Annotated in this window: 20 protein-coding genes; 10 read left to right on the plus strand and 10 right to left on the minus strand. The window is 44.8% G+C overall.

Translation table 11 applies throughout. The features are described from left to right. The first annotated feature begins 51 nt into the window (after positions 1-51). The 5 genes from XZ46_RS02080 (at position 52) to XZ46_RS02100 (ending at position 3,663) form a co-directional block, all read left to right on the plus strand. A complete protein-coding gene (locus tag XZ46_RS02080) occupies positions 52-312 on the plus strand; it encodes a hypothetical protein (RefSeq protein WP_048894893.1) in 261 nt (86 codons plus the stop codon). 39 nt (positions 313-351) lie between these two features. Further along, positions 352-1,035, plus strand: a complete 684-nt coding sequence (locus XZ46_RS02085) for a hypothetical protein (RefSeq protein ID WP_006621829.1) — start codon at positions 352-354, stop codon at positions 1,033-1,035. Positions 1,036-1,112: 77 nt separating this feature from the next. Next, on the plus strand, positions 1,113-1,490 hold the full coding sequence (locus tag XZ46_RS02090; protein ID WP_008056750.1) for a hypothetical protein: 378 nt from the start codon (positions 1,113-1,115) through the stop codon (positions 1,488-1,490). 55 nt (positions 1,491-1,545) lie between these two features. Then, positions 1,546-2,532, plus strand: coding sequence for a coiled-coil domain-containing protein (locus XZ46_RS02095; protein ID WP_008056749.1), 987 nt, complete (start codon positions 1,546-1,548; stop codon positions 2,530-2,532). A 42-nt stretch (positions 2,533-2,574) separates the two neighbouring features. Continuing rightward, complete coding sequence (locus XZ46_RS02100; RefSeq protein WP_008056748.1) at positions 2,575-3,663, plus strand: coiled-coil domain-containing protein; 1,089 nt, start codon at positions 2,575-2,577, stop codon at positions 3,661-3,663. A gap of 98 nt (positions 3,664-3,761) precedes the next feature. On the opposite strand, the gene XZ46_RS02105 is transcribed toward XZ46_RS02100, so the two are convergent. Next, positions 3,762-4,682 carry a phosphate ABC transporter substrate-binding protein gene (locus XZ46_RS02105; RefSeq protein WP_008056746.1) on the minus strand — a complete coding sequence of 307 codons (921 nt, stop codon included), beginning with the start codon at positions 4,680-4,682 and terminating at the stop codon, positions 3,762-3,764. A gap of 99 nt (positions 4,683-4,781) precedes the next feature. Between XZ46_RS02105 and XZ46_RS33725 the strand changes: the two genes are divergently transcribed. Continuing rightward, positions 4,782-4,925: a hypothetical protein gene (locus XZ46_RS33725; RefSeq protein ID WP_157234580.1), complete on the plus strand. Its 144-nt coding sequence runs from the start codon at positions 4,782-4,784 to the stop codon at positions 4,923-4,925. A 7-nt stretch (positions 4,926-4,932) separates the two neighbouring features. On the opposite strand, the gene XZ46_RS02110 is transcribed toward XZ46_RS33725, so the two are convergent. The 5 genes from XZ46_RS02110 to XZ46_RS36210 all read right to left on the minus strand — a co-directional run bounded on the left by XZ46_RS02110 (position 4,933) and on the right by XZ46_RS36210 (position 8,710). Further along, positions 4,933-6,342, minus strand: coding sequence for a hypothetical protein (locus tag XZ46_RS02110; RefSeq protein WP_008056744.1), 1,410 nt, complete (start codon positions 6,340-6,342; stop codon positions 4,933-4,935). A gap of 449 nt (positions 6,343-6,791) precedes the next feature. Then, positions 6,792-7,064: a DUF7734 family protein gene (locus tag XZ46_RS02115; RefSeq protein ID WP_008056743.1), complete on the minus strand. Its 273-nt coding sequence runs from the start codon at positions 7,062-7,064 to the stop codon at positions 6,792-6,794. A gap of 4 nt (positions 7,065-7,068) precedes the next feature. Beyond that, positions 7,069-7,635, minus strand: a complete 567-nt coding sequence (locus tag XZ46_RS02120; RefSeq protein WP_006621821.1) for a DUF3177 family protein — start codon at positions 7,633-7,635, stop codon at positions 7,069-7,071. Positions 7,636-7,851: 216 nt separating this feature from the next. Next, complete coding sequence (locus XZ46_RS02125; RefSeq protein WP_006668828.1) at positions 7,852-8,076, minus strand: Calvin cycle protein CP12; 225 nt, start codon at positions 8,074-8,076, stop codon at positions 7,852-7,854. 436 nt (positions 8,077-8,512) lie between these two features. Then, positions 8,513-8,710 carry a hypothetical protein gene (locus tag XZ46_RS36210; protein ID WP_035758802.1) on the minus strand — a complete coding sequence of 66 codons (198 nt, stop codon included), beginning with the start codon at positions 8,708-8,710 and terminating at the stop codon, positions 8,513-8,515. On the opposite strand from XZ46_RS36210, the gene XZ46_RS02135 reads away from it, so the two are divergent. The 4 genes from XZ46_RS02135 to XZ46_RS02150 all read left to right on the plus strand — a co-directional run bounded on the left by XZ46_RS02135 (position 8,709) and on the right by XZ46_RS02150 (position 12,476). Next, a complete protein-coding gene (locus tag XZ46_RS02135; protein ID WP_008056737.1) occupies positions 8,709-9,950 on the plus strand; it encodes an FIST signal transduction protein in 1,242 nt (413 codons plus the stop codon). The two genes, XZ46_RS36210 and XZ46_RS02135, sit on opposite strands and share 2 nt — an antisense overlap. 17 nt (positions 9,951-9,967) lie before the next feature. Beyond that, positions 9,968-10,756: an SDR family NAD(P)-dependent oxidoreductase gene (locus XZ46_RS02140; RefSeq protein WP_006621817.1), complete on the plus strand. Its 789-nt coding sequence runs from the start codon at positions 9,968-9,970 to the stop codon at positions 10,754-10,756. A 128-nt stretch (positions 10,757-10,884) separates the two neighbouring features. Further along, positions 10,885-11,331 (plus strand): photosystem II protein PsbQ, encoded by a 447-nt coding sequence (gene psbQ / locus XZ46_RS02145; protein WP_006668826.1) that lies wholly within the window; start codon positions 10,885-10,887, stop codon positions 11,329-11,331. Between the two features lie 35 nt (positions 11,332-11,366). Next, positions 11,367-12,476: an NAD(P)/FAD-dependent oxidoreductase gene (locus XZ46_RS02150; RefSeq protein WP_006621815.1), complete on the plus strand. Its 1,110-nt coding sequence runs from the start codon at positions 11,367-11,369 to the stop codon at positions 12,474-12,476. Here the strand turns inward: XZ46_RS02150 and urtE are convergent. The 4 genes from urtE to XZ46_RS02170 form a co-directional block, all read right to left on the minus strand. After that, positions 12,473-13,225, minus strand: coding sequence for an urea ABC transporter ATP-binding subunit UrtE (gene urtE / locus XZ46_RS02155; RefSeq protein ID WP_006621814.1), 753 nt, complete (start codon positions 13,223-13,225; stop codon positions 12,473-12,475). The two genes, XZ46_RS02150 and urtE, sit on opposite strands and share 4 nt — an antisense overlap. Positions 13,226-13,230: 5 nt before the next feature. Beyond that, positions 13,231-13,968 carry an urea ABC transporter ATP-binding protein UrtD gene (gene urtD / locus XZ46_RS02160; protein ID WP_008056733.1) on the minus strand — a complete coding sequence of 246 codons (738 nt, stop codon included), beginning with the start codon at positions 13,966-13,968 and terminating at the stop codon, positions 13,231-13,233. 25 nt (positions 13,969-13,993) lie between these two features. Then, the gene (urtC, locus tag XZ46_RS02165) at positions 13,994-15,157 is read right to left on the minus strand and encodes an urea ABC transporter permease subunit UrtC (RefSeq protein WP_008056731.1); all 1,164 of its coding nucleotides are present in this window, start codon (positions 15,155-15,157) and stop codon (positions 13,994-13,996) included. A gap of 71 nt (positions 15,158-15,228) precedes the next feature. Further along, positions 15,229-16,395, minus strand: coding sequence for an ABC transporter permease subunit (locus XZ46_RS02170; RefSeq protein WP_006621810.1), 1,167 nt, complete (start codon positions 16,393-16,395; stop codon positions 15,229-15,231). Positions 16,396-16,435: the final 40 nt, after the last annotated feature.

The raw sequence follows: 16,435 nt of genomic DNA on the forward strand, positions 1-16,435 counted from the left end.
GTCTAAGGCTTCCAGATGTTGGGTGAAATGGCGAACCGGAGGACAGATCCCATGCTCAGGACTTGGACTGATACCCATTACCAACTAAATGATCACGACTGGCTCTATATTGCCACCCATGAGGAACTAGGTTCAGCGTCCCTAGTCTGTCCGGGTTATACGCGCGACGGTACAGGATTTAGCATTCATTTTACTGCCGCTCACACGGACACTTTAGAGAAACTGATCGCCGCCTTAAAGATTTTGAAAGCACAACCCCAACCATTATCTACTTATCCCGAACCAGAAAAAACAGTTTCTGTGATTCGCTAAACGCTGATTTTGTCCACATTTTCACGAGTTGTAGAAACCATGAATAAAACTAACGAAAAACCCACAATTTCTGTATTTGGAAGTAAGCACAAAGAAGCGATGCTAGTGCCGGAAATGCCGATCGCTGTCCGTAATAATTGCCAATCGGGAAAATGGATGATTGGAGATGAAGAATATGGCTCTAAATGCTCGATGACGATTATCAAATTTAGCAAATTTTTTGGCAGTTTAGGGCAAACTAACAACACATTATGGGGACAAATTTGGTTTGTAGCTGAATCGGGAGAACTCCCCCAAGGTGTTGTATTGGTCACTTATATTAAAAGTCGCTCTCTCAGTGATTTTAACCGGTTGGTGGCTTCTGTACAAAGCCAAGGTGTAGAACCTGCTATGGGGATTTTTGTGCCGGAATTTGTCCGCCATTCTGGTCAGAAACCGGATGAAAATGGAGTGGTAAAACCGATTAATTACTATAGTTTAAAGTGGTCTTGGGTAGAACGTAGTGATTGGTCGATTTTAGAACAGGCGGCGGCGGTTTTAGCTGATCCGGCTAACCTGTCCCGTATGATTGATTTGGAAGGAACCCGACAAATGATCTGTTTGGATAATTTGTCACCCCATGAAGTGGCTTGTTTAATGGCGGCTCATTCTCCCTCAGATCGCGACAATGAGATGATGTTACCTCCGGTTAATGATCAACAAGTTCCGGTAGCAGTGTCTTAGGGATTGAATCGGATGGATAGCTTAACTCTCCTCTTACCGAGGGGAGGGTTAGCCAGTTGAAATTTAGAGGGTATCTGATGAAAAATGTAGTCCGGTTAACGCGAAAGGATTTGTGGGAACGTCAACTGCTGGAAAACTTGAGTTTAAGCGATCGCCTCCGAAATCATACCCTAGAAGATATTTCCAGTCTATCTGATGATTTGCAACATATTAGTTTTGTGGTAAAATCAATTCAGACAAACTATCAGGCTGTTCTCGAAGAAAATCAACGTTTGAAGTCTTTGCTAATCGGATTAATGGATGGTTGCTATTGCTGGGAAGGTAATCGCTGCCCCAATTTCCGCGCCATTTTAGCAACTTTAAACCCGGATAAACCCGCTAGAAGTGAGCATCAAAACAACTCAGATATAAGTATCGCTAAAATCCGGAGATTTGTCGATACCCAAGAGAGTTAAGTTAGCCATTTTTGGGGTATTTTCTGACTCTAAAATTAGCATTTGAGGTGAAATAATGAGCAAATTAGCATCTTTAGAAACCCAGTCTCAAATTATGGCGGCGTTCTCTAAAATTATTAGCGATCGCCAAAATATAGTTTCCAAGGTAGCCACGAAAGAAGAACAAGCCGAACGGGAGAAACGGAAACAGGTTCTGGAACAGGCGGCGACTTATACGGTTGATAGCCTGGTGAAAGGATTAGCAGATTTACAGCTAGATTTTAGTGGTGTAATCACGGAACTCTCGGAAAAACTGGAAACCGAATCTGCGAAATTAGATGCGATCAAACGGGGTATTAGTATTCAATCTCAGCAACTGGAGGAACTCCAGAAAATTCGGGTTGTGGCTGATGTTCTGCATCTTTTAACCCAAGAACATCAAGAAAAGATGAACTTGTTAGAGGAACAAGCCAGCCAACGCCAAGAAAGCCTGGAAAAAGAGATAGCTAGGGAACGTAAGTTATGGGAAAAAGAGGAACAGGACTTTGAAGCGGCTGTGGCTGAATATCAAGAAAATACTGCTAAACATCGTCAGCAGGAAGCGGAGGATTATAGCTATAATTTACAGCGCCAGCGACAAATTGAAACTGATCAATATGAGGAAGCGAAACGTCGCATAGAACGTGGGATTCAAGAAACCACTAAAGAGAAGCAGAAAAATTGGCAGGAAAGGGAAAAAGTGTTGAATGCGGAACAGGCTAAATTTGAGAGCGATCGCCAACGGGTGGCGACCTTTGAGGAAGAGTTAAAACAGACTTTAAATAAAGCTAAAGAAGAGGCGATTCAAGAAGCTACTCGCGAGGCGAAAGTGAAGGCGGATCTGTTGGCTAAGGAATGGGAATCTAATCAACAGGGATATGAATTGCAAGTGGCATCTTTAGAAGCAACTATTGAGCGACAAAATGAACAAATCACGAATTTGTCGGCACAGTTACAGGAAACCATGAAACAGGCTCAAGATTTGGCAATGAGAGCGTTTTCTGGGAATCGTAACAATCAATAATTTCGGAAATATTAAACTCGCAAAAATCGGAGATAAATGATCATGGCAAAAATTAGCGATCGCAACACAAAAGCCGAAATTTTAGCAGCCTATCATGAACTGCAAAAAGAACAGGAAGCTCTGAAAGCAGAGATTAGTAAATCCCCCGCCGCCGCGCCACCACCGCCGCCTACACCCCCAGCAACTACACCCGTGAAGACGGTTACACCACCCGCACAACCTCCTAAGTTTAATAAGTCAAAATTGCAATCTACCCTAGATAACTTAACTATACTTCAGTCAAGTTTTGGGGGGGTAATTAGTGAATTATCAGACCAGTTAACCTCAGAAGCTACCCGACTGCAAGAATTACGAAATGGGGTAGCAGAGGCGGAACAGCATTTGCTAGAACTGCATAATATTGAGTCAATAAGTGATGATACTTTAGATGTTTTAATTGAGCAGTATCATCAGAGTTTTAAAGAATTTGAGGAGGAATTAAGCGATCGCCAGGAGACTTTAGAACAGGAATGGCAAGGACAACAAGCCACCTGGAAGAAGGAAAAAGAAGAACATCAACAGTTAGTTAAAGAACGCAATCAGACGGAGACTAAAAACCGGGAGCGTGACCAGGAAAGTTATCAATATAACCTCCAGCTTGAGCGAGACTTAGACGAAGAACAATATCAACAAAATCAGGCGGAACTCTACCAACAGCTTGAGGAATTGCAACAGCAAAAGCAGCAAGAATGGTTAGAAAAAGAAACGGCGATCGCTCAACGAGAACAAGAACACTTAGAAGTTAAAACTAAGGTGGCAGAATTTGAGCAAAACCTGGAAGATGCCATTAAAAAAGGTAAAGACATGGGGCGGAATATCGGCAATTATCAAGCTAAAATTAAGGCAGATTTATGGGGTAAAGAAGTGGAAGGGCAAAAACAGTTCTACGAACTGCGAGTTAAATCCCTCAGCGAAACCATTAGCAATCAAGAAAATCGCATTCAAAGCATCTCCAAACAACTAGACTCCGCTCTAAAACAAGTTCAAGATTTGGCGGTGAAAGCGATCGAAGGTTCCTCTAATTCTAATTCATTCCAAGCCATGAAAGAAATCGCCTTAGAACAGGCGAAAAATCAACAAAAGGGTAAATAGTCCCATAGGGGCGGGTTAACTAACATGAATCAACCCGCCCTAATTACTGTAGGCAGATATAATTATGAATTATGAATTAATCAAGGCAGTTTGATTATCTATTGTTGAATATCAGATATAGTTTGTGTTCCCTGACTGGAAGTTACATAACCCAAAAATGCCTGGACTGGTGGACTTGCTGGATTTTTGTAAACATAAGATAATGGTCGCTGATAGGGATAGTTAGTAGCTTCTGGTGTCACCCCATCAATAGCGACCACCCGCACAGTTTGCTGATTTACCACCTGAGAGTAAGTAGCATAACCAATACCATCATTATTAAGCTGTCTTAGCATTCCAGTAGTTTCGTCACGGGGAAGAGTAGTGATATTAGATGTAGTGCCAAAATTCTGACCTTGGAGAGCAATTTCTTGGAACATTTGATGAGTTCCACTAATGGGAGGTCGGTTAATAACTCGGATAGTTGCATCAGGACCACCAACTGCTGACCAATTAGTTATTTTTCCGGTAAAAATCTGCTGAATTTGGTCTGAGGTTAACCCCAGTCGGAAAGGGTTATTAATAGACACTACTACAGCAATTTGATCTGTAGCAATGGGAACCTCAACTAACCCTTGATTTTTCTCTTCAGAAGTCAGGGGACGAGAAACCGCAGCCAGGTCAATTTGTCCGGCCATCAATGCTTGTATACCTTTCTCAGTTCCGGTAGCTTGGGTATTAACTATGCTTCCGGGAAACTGTCTTTCAAAACTTGATTTTAAGCCTTGATTAAAAGCGACCATTGCGGTAGAACCATCTATGCTGATAGTTGTACCATTAGGAACTGATGTCGGTAGGCTAAAGGTGGTATTATTAGAGGTTGGTGGAGGGGATACGGTGGAAGGTGGGGACACTGTGACTGTAGTTAAATTATCAGGTTGTGGAGAGGAGTTTTGGCTCAAATACCAATAACCTACACCCCCAATGATGATAAAAATGACAATGTAAACAACGGGAGGCGTACCAGTTCGTTTAGCCATGATTTTGGGTAATAGTTAATTATGATTAATGGTGGTTAACTGTCTAATCTTTTCCAACTTTCGGAAATAGTTGTTTCCCCAGAGTCTTGGTTGTTGCTAGTGGCTAGTTTCCCAGCCTTTGACTCTGAGGATAGTTCACTCTCGGCCGATGGTTATAGCGATCGCCATTGTACCGGACTACTGATAATCCCCCAACATAACCGCCATCCTGATTTTGTCTTAGGTTGTTTAAATCATGGTTAAAAGCAGGTTAATTTTCGCTGGTGGCTTGAGTGGCCATGGTCTGGCTGTAATTGTAGTTATTGTAATAGAGAACAGCCCGATCTTGAGCAGTTAGATAATTAGGGTCATCAAAGGAGACTTCCTGCATGAGTTGGCTGGCGAGCTGCCAATTTCGCGCTATGGTTTCCCAGTCCTGTTTTGATTGAGCAGTTTGGGTTAAATTGGCTGCTTCTATGGCTTTGCGGACGGCTTCACCAAAAGGATCTGAATTAACTAGGGGTTCTGTGGGTGGGTCTATCTCTGCTGCTGGTGCGGGTTCTGTGGGTGGGTCTATCTCTGCTTGTGGTGCGGGTTCTGTGGGTGGGTCTATCTCTACTTGTGGTGCGGGTTCCGTGGGTGGGTCTATCTCTACTTGTGGTGCGGGTTCGGAATTAATTAGGGGTTCTGTTGTTTGTTGGGTTGTGGTAGCGATTAGACTTTGGGAATTGGCGACAATATTGGTCACTATAACTTTGATGTATTCTAAGTTCCTATAACCTATGGGCAAGCTAATCATAATGATACATGAAACGGCGGCAATGGAGGCAAATTTTAAGATTTGTTGGCGAGAAATGTGCTTTCTGATTAAGAATTCCGCCTGATATAAATACAGGGTTGAAATAAAGGAAACTAACATACCTGAACTAACTACCAATTCGGCTGATTCCCAATATCTTACATGACAATAAGAGCTGTATATGGAACAGCTTTCAGGATAAAAAGGCACAACAACTATCAGAAAGATTAATGTAGCTATAAATAAGAAAATTACAGCTAGTATGCCTTCCCAAATACTCTGTGAACCGGGATATTTGGAGAATTTTCGAGGTGTTTTAAAAGCGGATGTTATGAAATGATGGCTATAGGAAAAAACGGCAATTGCTGCAATTAAGCTAATAGCTAAAATCAACAATGCTAGGTGATGATTATTTGATATATCATAGATAAAAGAACTCCAAAACCCCCCCCATCGCGCGAAAATAGTCAAGACAATAAAAGCCCATAAAAATAAGCAAGTTGCCCTTAACCAGGAACTAGGATAAGGGAACCATCGCGGCCATTGAAAGCGATATGCTGATAGCTTGGGTGGTTTATGAGTGGGGGTTTGAGTGATGTCAAGAGATTGAGTCCAGGCGGGGTTAAATTGCCCTAATTCTCGACCTTGAACGACAATGTTGGTAATATGCTGAGGCTGAATTTGACTAATAATTTGTTTAACTAAATCAACGGAATAATCCTGATGAGGAAGTTCTGGAGATTCTAGGGTGATTTCGAGATAATCATTTTTGAGCTGGGTGTAAACAGTGGTATCCTCAAGGGGGAGGATGTGTTGAATGACGGATGCGATCGCCTCCGGATCACCCAGCCTAGCTTGTTTAATGGAAGGTTGATTTTGCATAGCCCCTGATTGCCTGCTCGATCATCCAATTATAACAAGGTCAGCACCCCCGGCTGAAGCACGGGGGCTTCGTGCCCCCCTTTCAGGTAGCTGACCAGCTATAGCCTTAACTGGCTCCGTTCAGAGCAAGAGTTAAAGTTCCTACCCTGGAATGCGTGCTAGTTCCAGGCTCATGAACCGAATTGTTAAACATCTCTAAGGGGTTAAGGACGTGCGATTTGGATAGTACCGACTCTGAACATTGGCGAAGCAAACATTACCCCGCAAGGGAGTCGGAGCCAACCATAGCTCCATGGAGGGGCAACCATACCCCTCCACCCCGCAAGGGGGTGCTGGCGGCTTTAGCCGCTTGAGTCGGTTTTCCTCTCCGTGATCAATCACGGAGCTTCCAACCCTCCCAGGAGTTTTACGTGATGATGCGGGGTGATCATGGAAGTGGGAAAAAGTGGCTAGAGTAGGCTGTGCATTGTATCCCAAGTCAATCCTCGTTGAATATATTTAGGGTTGGCGGGGTCATAGGGACTGACGAGGCGATCTATCTCCAAAATTTCGGCATGGTCAGGTAAAACGGGAATATCCGGGTCAAAAGCAGTAGGTCGCATGAGAGAACTAGAAAAACCCTTAAAAATGGCAATCTCATCTAATTCGCCGTCAACTGAGACCCGCACGAGCAAAACTTCCCCAGGATGTTTTTTGGTGTAATTTTCCAAGGTATCTTGCATCAGATTAATTTCCGGTAGCAGAACGTCCCTGTCTTCCGAGACGAATGACAACAAAATAGGCAAAACATCCGACATAAATTAAGAGGCCGACAATTGCCAAAAAGCCCAAAAATGGGGGATTCCAACCGGGATGAAAAATCTCTTTATACATCCAAGGGGGGTCAAGCCAAATTCTACAGCCGGGGTCAGCCAATAAATCCTCAGCGCCTAAAAAAGCACATCGGAGGGAAGGGAGAAAAATCAAGGCCCCGATCGCATTATAAACAGTAATAGCCCATCGCCAACTGGTGAGGGTCAATTTTAAGGGGGAAGGCTGCATATCCTCGATTTCCTCATTGAGATCGACCCAAAACCATAAACTAATTGGAATGAGGATACGAGAAGCGATCGCACAAATAAAACCTATGGGGATAGCGGCGATCATCAGATAAAGGGTAATCATCAACAGACTAGCGACCCGCCAATAGATAATCAACAGGTGAGTAATAGCTTCCAGCTTTTTGACGAGAGCCCAAATCAGTAAAATTAGGGGAAGGATAATCGTAAATATAACCGCGAGTCTGTAATCCATCCAAACCCAAGTCTCCAGACTTGACGGAGTAGCAGCTATGGATATGGGGTTTAACATTATATTTTGATAGAGAGTGCTGAGACAGTGCAGGAGCGACCCAAGACAATTTCGGTCAGTTTTCCCAAAACCGAAAAAATATGACCCATTATGGGTCAAGGATGCCCCCTAGCATGGCGATTTAGCCAAGGCTAGGGGAGTTAGGTAAACCAGGGGCAGTTAATCGTCGTAAAGCCGGCACTCTGCGGCTTCTGGGTTATTGTCACAATAAACCTCAAAAGAGCTTTTCTTGGGTTTTTGCTTTTTATGAGCCGACTCCGCCTGAACTTCTTCTACAGCATCCCAAGCCGCGGCACACTCTGGGGAGGTTCCGCCTTTGATATCACAGATGATACGGGCTTCTTCCCGTTCTTTTTCGATGATTTCGTCAATGTTGTTGTTCATATAACCTCTTGTCCAATCTTACAAATTTTACCAAAAGCCTGACCCAATCAACTATCATAGCAGGCAATCATTGAGATAGTTCCCTACATCAGATCGATTTAGGCTGCCCATAGTTTGTAATAGATCACTCGAAAGCGTCAACCCAAAATCGGAAGTAATCTTTTAATATTTCTCGTAACCCACCATAAATCAAGTCAGCACCCCCGGCTGAAGCACGGGGGCTTCGTGCCCCCCTTTCAGGTAGCTGACCAGCTATAGCCTTAACTGGCTCCGTTCAGAGCAAGAGTTAAAGTTCCTACCCTGGAATGCGTGCTAGTTCCAGGCCCTAGAACCGAATCGTTAAACATCTCTAAGGGGTTAAGGACGTGCGATTTGGATAGTACCGACTCTGAACATTGGCGTTCGCGCAGCGTGCGCGTTAGCGCAAGCGCAAACATTACCCCGCAAGGGAGTCGGAGCCAACCATAGCTCCATGGAGGGGCAACCATACCCCTCCACCCCGCAAGGGGGTGCTGGCGGCGGTCAGCCGCTTGAGTCGGTTTTCCTCTCCGTGATCAATCACGGAGCTTCCAACCCTCCCAGGAGTTTTACGTGATAGCAACTTTAGGATAATGATAAATACAACAGGACCCATGGAGTGGGTCAGCGCGATTTCCACTCGTCCATCGTTAGAAGCAGCAGTGACGGAGGTAGTTAAACAATGTCAAGAATCGCTGAAATCTTCGCCAGATCTAGGTTTGGTGTTTATCTCTTCGGCGTTTAGCAGTGATTATCCCAGACTCATGCCATTATTAGCGGAACAGCTTTCGGTGCGGGTGCTAATTGGCTGTACAGGTGGCGGTATAGTTGGTATGCAGACGGAAACACAGGTAAAAGAAATCGAGGGTAAACCCGCATTATGCTTATGTTTAGCCCATCTTCCGGGGGTTGATATTTGTCCGTTTCATCTAAATACCAATGATCTACCTGATTTAGATAACCCCCCAGAGGACTGGGTAGAATTAATTGGGGTTCATCCCCAAAATGACCCTCAATTTATTTTGTTGATTGACCCGTTTTATGGGAAGATTAATGATCTACTCCAAGGGTTAGATTATGCCTATCCAGAATCGCCGAAAGTGGGAGGATTAGCTAGTTCTGGGATGATGGGTCGGGCGACGGCTGTATTTTGTAACGGCGAGATGTACTCTGCTGAAGCTGTGGGAGTGGCCTTAACGGGAAATATTGTCTTGGAAACTATTGTCGCCCAGGGATGTCGTCCCATTGGGGAGCCTTATCGGGTGAGTGAAGGGGAAAGAAATATTATCTTGACGGTGGAGAAATGTTCGGAAACTGATGGTCTGAATATTAACGATCGCCGTGAAGTTGCGCCTTTAGAAGCACTACAGGAATTGATAGCGGAATTGGGGGAAGATGACCGCAAACTGGCTCAAAATTCGTTATTTGTGGGTGTGGCGCGCGATGAGTTTAAAGCTAAATTAGAATCGGGGGATTTTTTAATTCGTAATTTGATGGGAGTTGACCCCAGAGTGGGGGCTATGGCTATAGGCGATCGCGTTAGACCAGGACAACGCATTCAGTTTCATTTGCGCGATAGTCGCACTTCTGCGGAAGACTTGAAAGGCTTGCTAAGTGGTCACCAGAAGCTGACAGAAACGACGGCACCAGTGGCCACGGAAGGGGCGCTGATATTTTCCTGTTTGGGACGGGGAGAAAATCTTTATGGTCAGCCAGATTTTGACTCGAATCTGTTTCGGGAGTATTTTAAAATACCCCTAACGGGATTTTTCTGTAATGGTGAAATCGGACCCGTGGGAAATGCTACATTTTTGCATGGGTATACTTGTGTGTTTGGCATTCTGCGTCAACGGTAATATTTGAAGATCACATCATGCAAATCCAAAAAGCGTTAGTAACAGGGGCTTCATTCGGTATTGGTGAAACCTTTGCTAGACAAATAGCAGCCCAAAAGGGCGATCTGGTTTTGGTAGCCCGATCGCAAGATAAACTGGAAAAGTTAGCCGGGGAGTTACAATCCCAATATGGGGTAAAAGTCCAGGTAATCAGCCAAGACCTCACCGAAGCCAACGCCGGACAGGTAATCTTTGACCAGGTGGCGGGGGGACCTGAGACGGTGGATCTGCTGGTGAATAATGCCGGGTTTGGGGACTATGGACCTTTGGATGAGCGATCGCTCACTAAACAATTGGCAATGGTGCAACTCAATGTTACCGTCCTGGTAGAGTTGACCTATCTATTCCTGGGGGTGATGAAAGCCCGCCGCTTTGGGGCGATCGTCAATGTATCATCGATCGCCGGATATCAAGCCCTACCCTATATGTCTGTATACTCTGCCACTAAAGCCTTTGTGGTCAACTTTAGTCAGGCTATATGGGCAGAAAATCAGGATACAGGGGTGCGGATTTTATGCCTTTGTCCTGGCCCGACAGAATCGAATTTTTTTGAAAATGCCGAATTTCCCCAGTCCATGAAAAGCTCTGGTAACAATTATGCCAGCGCCGCCGAAGTGGTGAAGGAAACCCTCTCTAGCTTAGACAAAAAAGACTCTACCCTGGTGACCGGAGGCATCTCTAATCAGATTATTGTCAACTTACCTCGGTTAATGCCCAGAGATATCATAGCCAGTTTGGTAGAAAAGCAATTCCGACCCAAAGGGTAGCTTGACCCTGTGTTTAGCCTAATTTATCAATTCAATAAGCTGTGGTAGATGTTTTCTGCCACAATGGTTTGTTAAACCGTTTGTGCTTTGTGCAAATCGGAGCAGATTTCAAAAAAACAATTTTGGTTATGAAGCGTTATCGTTCAATTTTGGCTTGTGTTTTGGCATTTGTAACCGCCTTCGTGGTGGGTTGCAGTTCTCCTGTGGCGGTGGAACCTCCCAGCTATAGCAGTATTCAGCTTGAAAAAATCCAGGAGTATAAGTCTAATATCGCGGCTATACGCGATCGCTCCACCACAGAACTGGCAGGTTATATCCAAAAGGGTGACTGGATCAATATCGATAATTTTGCTCACGGTCCCTTTGGTACTGTACTTCAGGAAATGAACTATGTAGTTCGCAACCTACTTCCCAATGAACAACCAGAAGCCCGCAAGTTGTCCCGCGAGGTGTTTGAGCATTTACAGGATATGAGTGAGGCGGCGGCTAAAGCCGATCGCCAACAGGCTGCTATCAGCTATCAGGAAGCCCTGAAAGACCTGGATTTGTTTTTGAGCAAATTTCCCCAAGTTTAGGGAATAGGTAGTTAGGGAAGGCGGTATAGTGGCTTATGACTAGGGTTGTGATTGTCGGGTGTGGCATTATCGGGGCGGCGATCGCCTATGAACTTAGTCTGGTGTCGGGGTTAACCGTCACCGTGGTAGATCGTCATCCACCCGCTACCCAGTCAACCGCCGCCGCTTTGGGGGTATTAATGGGGGTCATCAGTCACAAAACCAAGGGGCGGGCTTGGGCTTTACGGCGCGACAGTATGGCTCGCTATGAAACCCTAATTCCTGAATTGGAAGCCTGTAATGGGTATGCCATTCCTTTTAACCGCCAAGGGATTTTGATGTTAGGGTTTGAGGGGGAAAATTGGCATCGTTGGCAGGAATTAGCTACTATCCGCCGTGAACAAGGTTTTCATCTGGAGTTAATGGATCAGCCAACTGTGCGATCGCATTATCCCCAGATTGATTGTTCGCGAGTCACAGGGGCTATATATTCCCCAAGCGATCGTCAAGTTAACCCCACAACCATAACTAAGGCTTTGGTCGAAGCCGCCCAAAAAAATGGGGCTACATTTAACTTTGGTGTTAATGTCGAGGGCTGGGAAATTACCCAGTTGGGTCATGGTCAGAAACTCTGTCAGCGCCTAAATACTGACTCTGGAAGCCTTCCGGCTGACTGGGTGGTGGTGGCGGCGGGTTTGGGGACTACACCCCTACTTCAGAGCCAATCTTTGCCCTCTGGGTTAACCATTAAACCCGTCCTCGGACAAGCCCTCAAGTTCCGCTTTCGTGAACCTTTGGGGGGTAATCATCCCCAACCTGTGATTACAGGAGATGATGTGCATATTGTACCTTTGGGGGGTTCTGAATATTGGGTGGGTGCAACCGTGGAATTTCCAGACCCCAGCGGGGAAGTCCAACCGCAACTACAACAAGTTGATTTTCTTCTGGAAAGGGCGATCGCTATTTGTCCCGCCCTCGCCCAAGGGGAAATTATCCACCAATGGCATGGGCTAAGGCCCCGTCCCGAAGGTAGACCCGCCCCCGTTATCGGTCCTTTGGCGGGTTTTGGTAATGTCCTACTCGCTACGGGACACTACCGCAACGGCGTGTTATTAGCCCCAGCAACTGCTTTAGAAATACGTCAGATGATTAATGGTGGCATTTAGACCGCCAAAAACTCTTTAATTAGTTCCGCGCTGAGATCTTCGGTTAAGCCAGAGGCAACTATTCCGCCTTTTTGCATGGCATAATAGCGATCGGCTTGGCGGACAAAGTGTAAATGCTGTTCCACCAATAGCACAGAAATTCCCCTAGTTTCAATAATCCGCCGCACCGCTGCTTCAATTTCTAGGATAATTGAAGGTTGAATGCCCTCTGTGGGTTCATCTAAGACTAATAGACGTGGCTTTCCCATTAACGCCCTGGCGATCGCTAACTGTTGCTGCTGACCACCGCTAAGGTCTCCCCCCATACGAGACAGCATAGTTTTTAACACTGGGAATAAATCAAAAATATCCTCTGGTATTTCTCTTTTACCTCTCCCGACTTCCCCAGAGGCTTCTAAGCCTAACAGGAGATTTTCCTGCACCGTGACGCGGGGGATAATTTCTCGCCCTTGGGGAACATAACCAATGCCTAATTTAGCCCGTTTGTGGGTGGGAATTTGGGTAATGGGAACATCGGCAAATTTTACCTGTCCGGTGCGGGGTTTGAGTAGTCCCATGATGGTTTTTAATAAGGTAGTTTTTCCCACACCATTACGACCAATTAGACAAACCATCTCCCCGACCGGAACACTTAAATCAACATCGCGTAAAATGTGGCTTTCTCCGTAATAAACATTCACACCAGAAACCTGTAACATTAGGTTTGATGGGATAATATGGGGTTGGATATCCGCTTGAGTTGATGTCATTTTACTTACTCCTCTTTTCCTAAATAAACCTCAATCACTCTGGGGTCATTTTGCACCTGTTCCATATTTCCCTCACACAAAACCGAACCTTGATGTAATACTGTCACCTGACGCGCTATTTGTCGGACAAATTCCATATCATGTTCAATCACAATAATTGAGTGGCTTTCCGCTAAGGCTAACAATAAATTACCGACGTTTTCCGTTTCCTCATCAGTTAGTCCCGCCACCGGTTCATCAACTAATAATAAATCGGGGGACTGGGCGACTAGCATACCAATTTCTAGGCGCTGCTTTTCACCGTGGGCTAAAAATTCCGCTTTTAAATCTCCTTTGGCTGCTAAACCCACCGTTTCCAACAGTCCCGCCACCGTTCGTTTTTCCCCAGAAATAGGGCGACGAAATAGGGTGGGAAACACATTTTTATTTTGATTAACCACCAGAACCAAATTTTCGGCTACGGTCAAATTTAGATAAACTCTGGGAGTCTGAAACTTGCGACCAATTCCTAGCCGGGCGATTTTATATTCCGGGATATTTCGTAAATTCCGCCCCTTAAATTTAACTTGTCCTTCGGTGGGTTGAACTTTTCCGGTGATGGTATCTAAAAAGGTGGTTTTTCCCGCACCATTAGGACCGATAATTACCCGCAATTCCCCAGCTTTCATGCTAAAGTTAAGGTTATTGAGAGCTTTAAATCCATCAAAATTGACGGTAACATTTTCGATTTCTAAGATGTTCATTGCCAGTCCATTAATCCACTCAATATTAACTCTCAAGTTCTTCGCGTTCTAGTTGCAATTCTGGGTCTTCTTCTAGTTGAGGGTAGGTCATTATGGGCTGTCGGAAACCTAATAGCGATCGCATATATTCCCAACCATCTGTCCGTAACCATCCCACTATACCACTAGGGAGAACTGTCACCACAATTAAGAATAATGCGCCTTGAAAAAACAGCCAAACTTGGGGGAATTGTTCACTGAGGAAGGTTTGACCGAGGCGAACTAAGACAGTTCCCAAAATCGCCCCCACCAGAGTCGCCCTACCACCAACGGCGACCCAAATCACCATTTCAATAGAAAAGGCTACCTCCATAAAACTAGGGGTGATAATACCACTTTGAACAGTATATAATGCCCCAGCAATTCCGGCGATCGCCCCAGAAATAGCAAAGACCAAAACCTTAAACCCGGTGGGGTCATAGCCGGAAAATCTCACCCGATTTTCATCATCTCGAATGGCTACCAATAAACGCCCAAACCTCCCACTGGTCAGCCACCGACACAGTAAATAAATTAAAATCATCAACAGAATAGACAATTCATAAAATACCAGTTGGGCGGCGGGGGAACCCGCCTGAGTCCCAAAAATCATAGTGGTATCTGTTTTGAGTCCATTGCTTCCGTTGATATATTTTTGTTGACCGTTAAACAGATGAAAAAATACCAGCAAAGCCGCCTGGGTGAGGATGGAAAAGTAAACCCCTTTAATGCGGTTACGAAATACCAAATATCCCAATATTGCCGCCACTATACCCGGAATCAAAAAGATGGCAACTAGGGTAAACGGAAAGGAATAAAAGGGTTCCCAAAACCAGGGGAGTTGTTCAACTCCATACAGCATAAAAAAGTCAGGTATTTGACCTTCTGGAAGCTGTAACTGTAAATACATAGCCAGGGCGTATCCTCCCAGGCTAAAAAAGATGCCATGTCCTAAACTTAGCAGCCCTGTATATCCCCAGATTAAATCAATACCGAGGGCGACAATAGATAGAGATAAGAAACGCCCCAATAGCTTTAATCTAAAGGGTTGCAAAGCTAAAGGCATTATCACACCCAAAATAATAGCGATCGCTATAATTACCCCAATTTCAATGAGTCGCTGTTGTTGCTTCTGTTTTTGTTGGGCGACCCTACCGATTTCCTGATTCATATATATGACCAAATTAACCTTAATTAACCATGGATAAGATGTTGATTTTTCAAGTGTTCGCAAATTCCCATCTACAACTCAGCAGTTCTGCCTTTCGGCGGGAAAATTCCAGCAGGTTTAATTTGCAAAAAGGCAATAATTAGCGCAAAGACTAACACCTTAGACATACTGGTTGTCGCAAAGAAACTCAAGAAATCGACCACAGGCTGTAGAACATCCACAGAGGATAATAAGAACGCCAATGTTCCCGAACCAATCAAATAAATTAAGCTACCAATAACTAAAGCGGCTAACACCGTCCCCAGCAAATTTCCCACCCCACCAACTACCACCACCATAAAGGTATCAACGATATAATTTTGTCCGGTATTCGGTCCAACTGAACCCAATAAAGTAATCGCACAACCTGCTACCCCAGCCAGTCCCGAACCCATGGCAAATGTCAAAGCATCAACCTGGTCTGTAGGGATACCCAGACAAGCACTCATTTGGCGATTTTGAGTTACTGACCTAATCCTTAAACCCCAATTAGAGCGATTAAGAAATAGGTAAATCAACCCCAAACATACCAACCCCAGAATAATAATAAATACCCGCGCATAAGGAACTTGAAAATTCCCTAGGGCGAACCCTCCTCGTAACCAAGCGGGGGCGGTAACATCGACATTTCGGGCGCTAAACCAGGGTCGAGTCAAAACTTGTCCAGCCGCGTTACCAATCAGAATACTAGCGGTTGTAGAAATTCCGATAGATAAGACTAACAAAACCCCCATAGCCCAATTGCGAATTTTCTCCCAGTCCTGGCGACGCTTAACCCAGAATAACCCCCCAAAAAACAAGAGGCAAAATAAGCCCAAACCAATTACCATTTGCCAGTTGACACTACGGACAAATTGGCGTAGAATTAGACTAACCCCCCAAGTGGCTAATAAGGTTTCTAAAGGTCTGCCATATAGGTATCGAATCACGCCTCTTTCTAAGAAGAACCCGACTAAAGCGGCGACAATGAAGGCGACGGGAATAGCCAGGATTATATAGAAATTAAACAGGGGTTCTCCCAGGGGTCTAAAGATATTCTGCACAACAAATGTGGCATAAGCACCCAGCATCATTAACTCTCCGTGGGCGAGATTAATTACCCCCATTAATCCAAAGGTGATTGAGAGTCCTAAAGCCGCTAGGAGTAAGACGGAACCGATACTGATGCCATTAAAAAAAGCGATCGCAAGTTCTTGCATTTTTCAAGATTTAAACAACATAGATTCAGGCTATTTAGGA

It is taken from the genome of Limnospira indica PCC 8005, from assembly GCF_000973065.1.
In the GTDB taxonomy this organism is placed as follows: domain Bacteria; phylum Cyanobacteriota; class Cyanobacteriia; order Cyanobacteriales; family Microcoleaceae; genus Limnospira; species Limnospira fusiformis.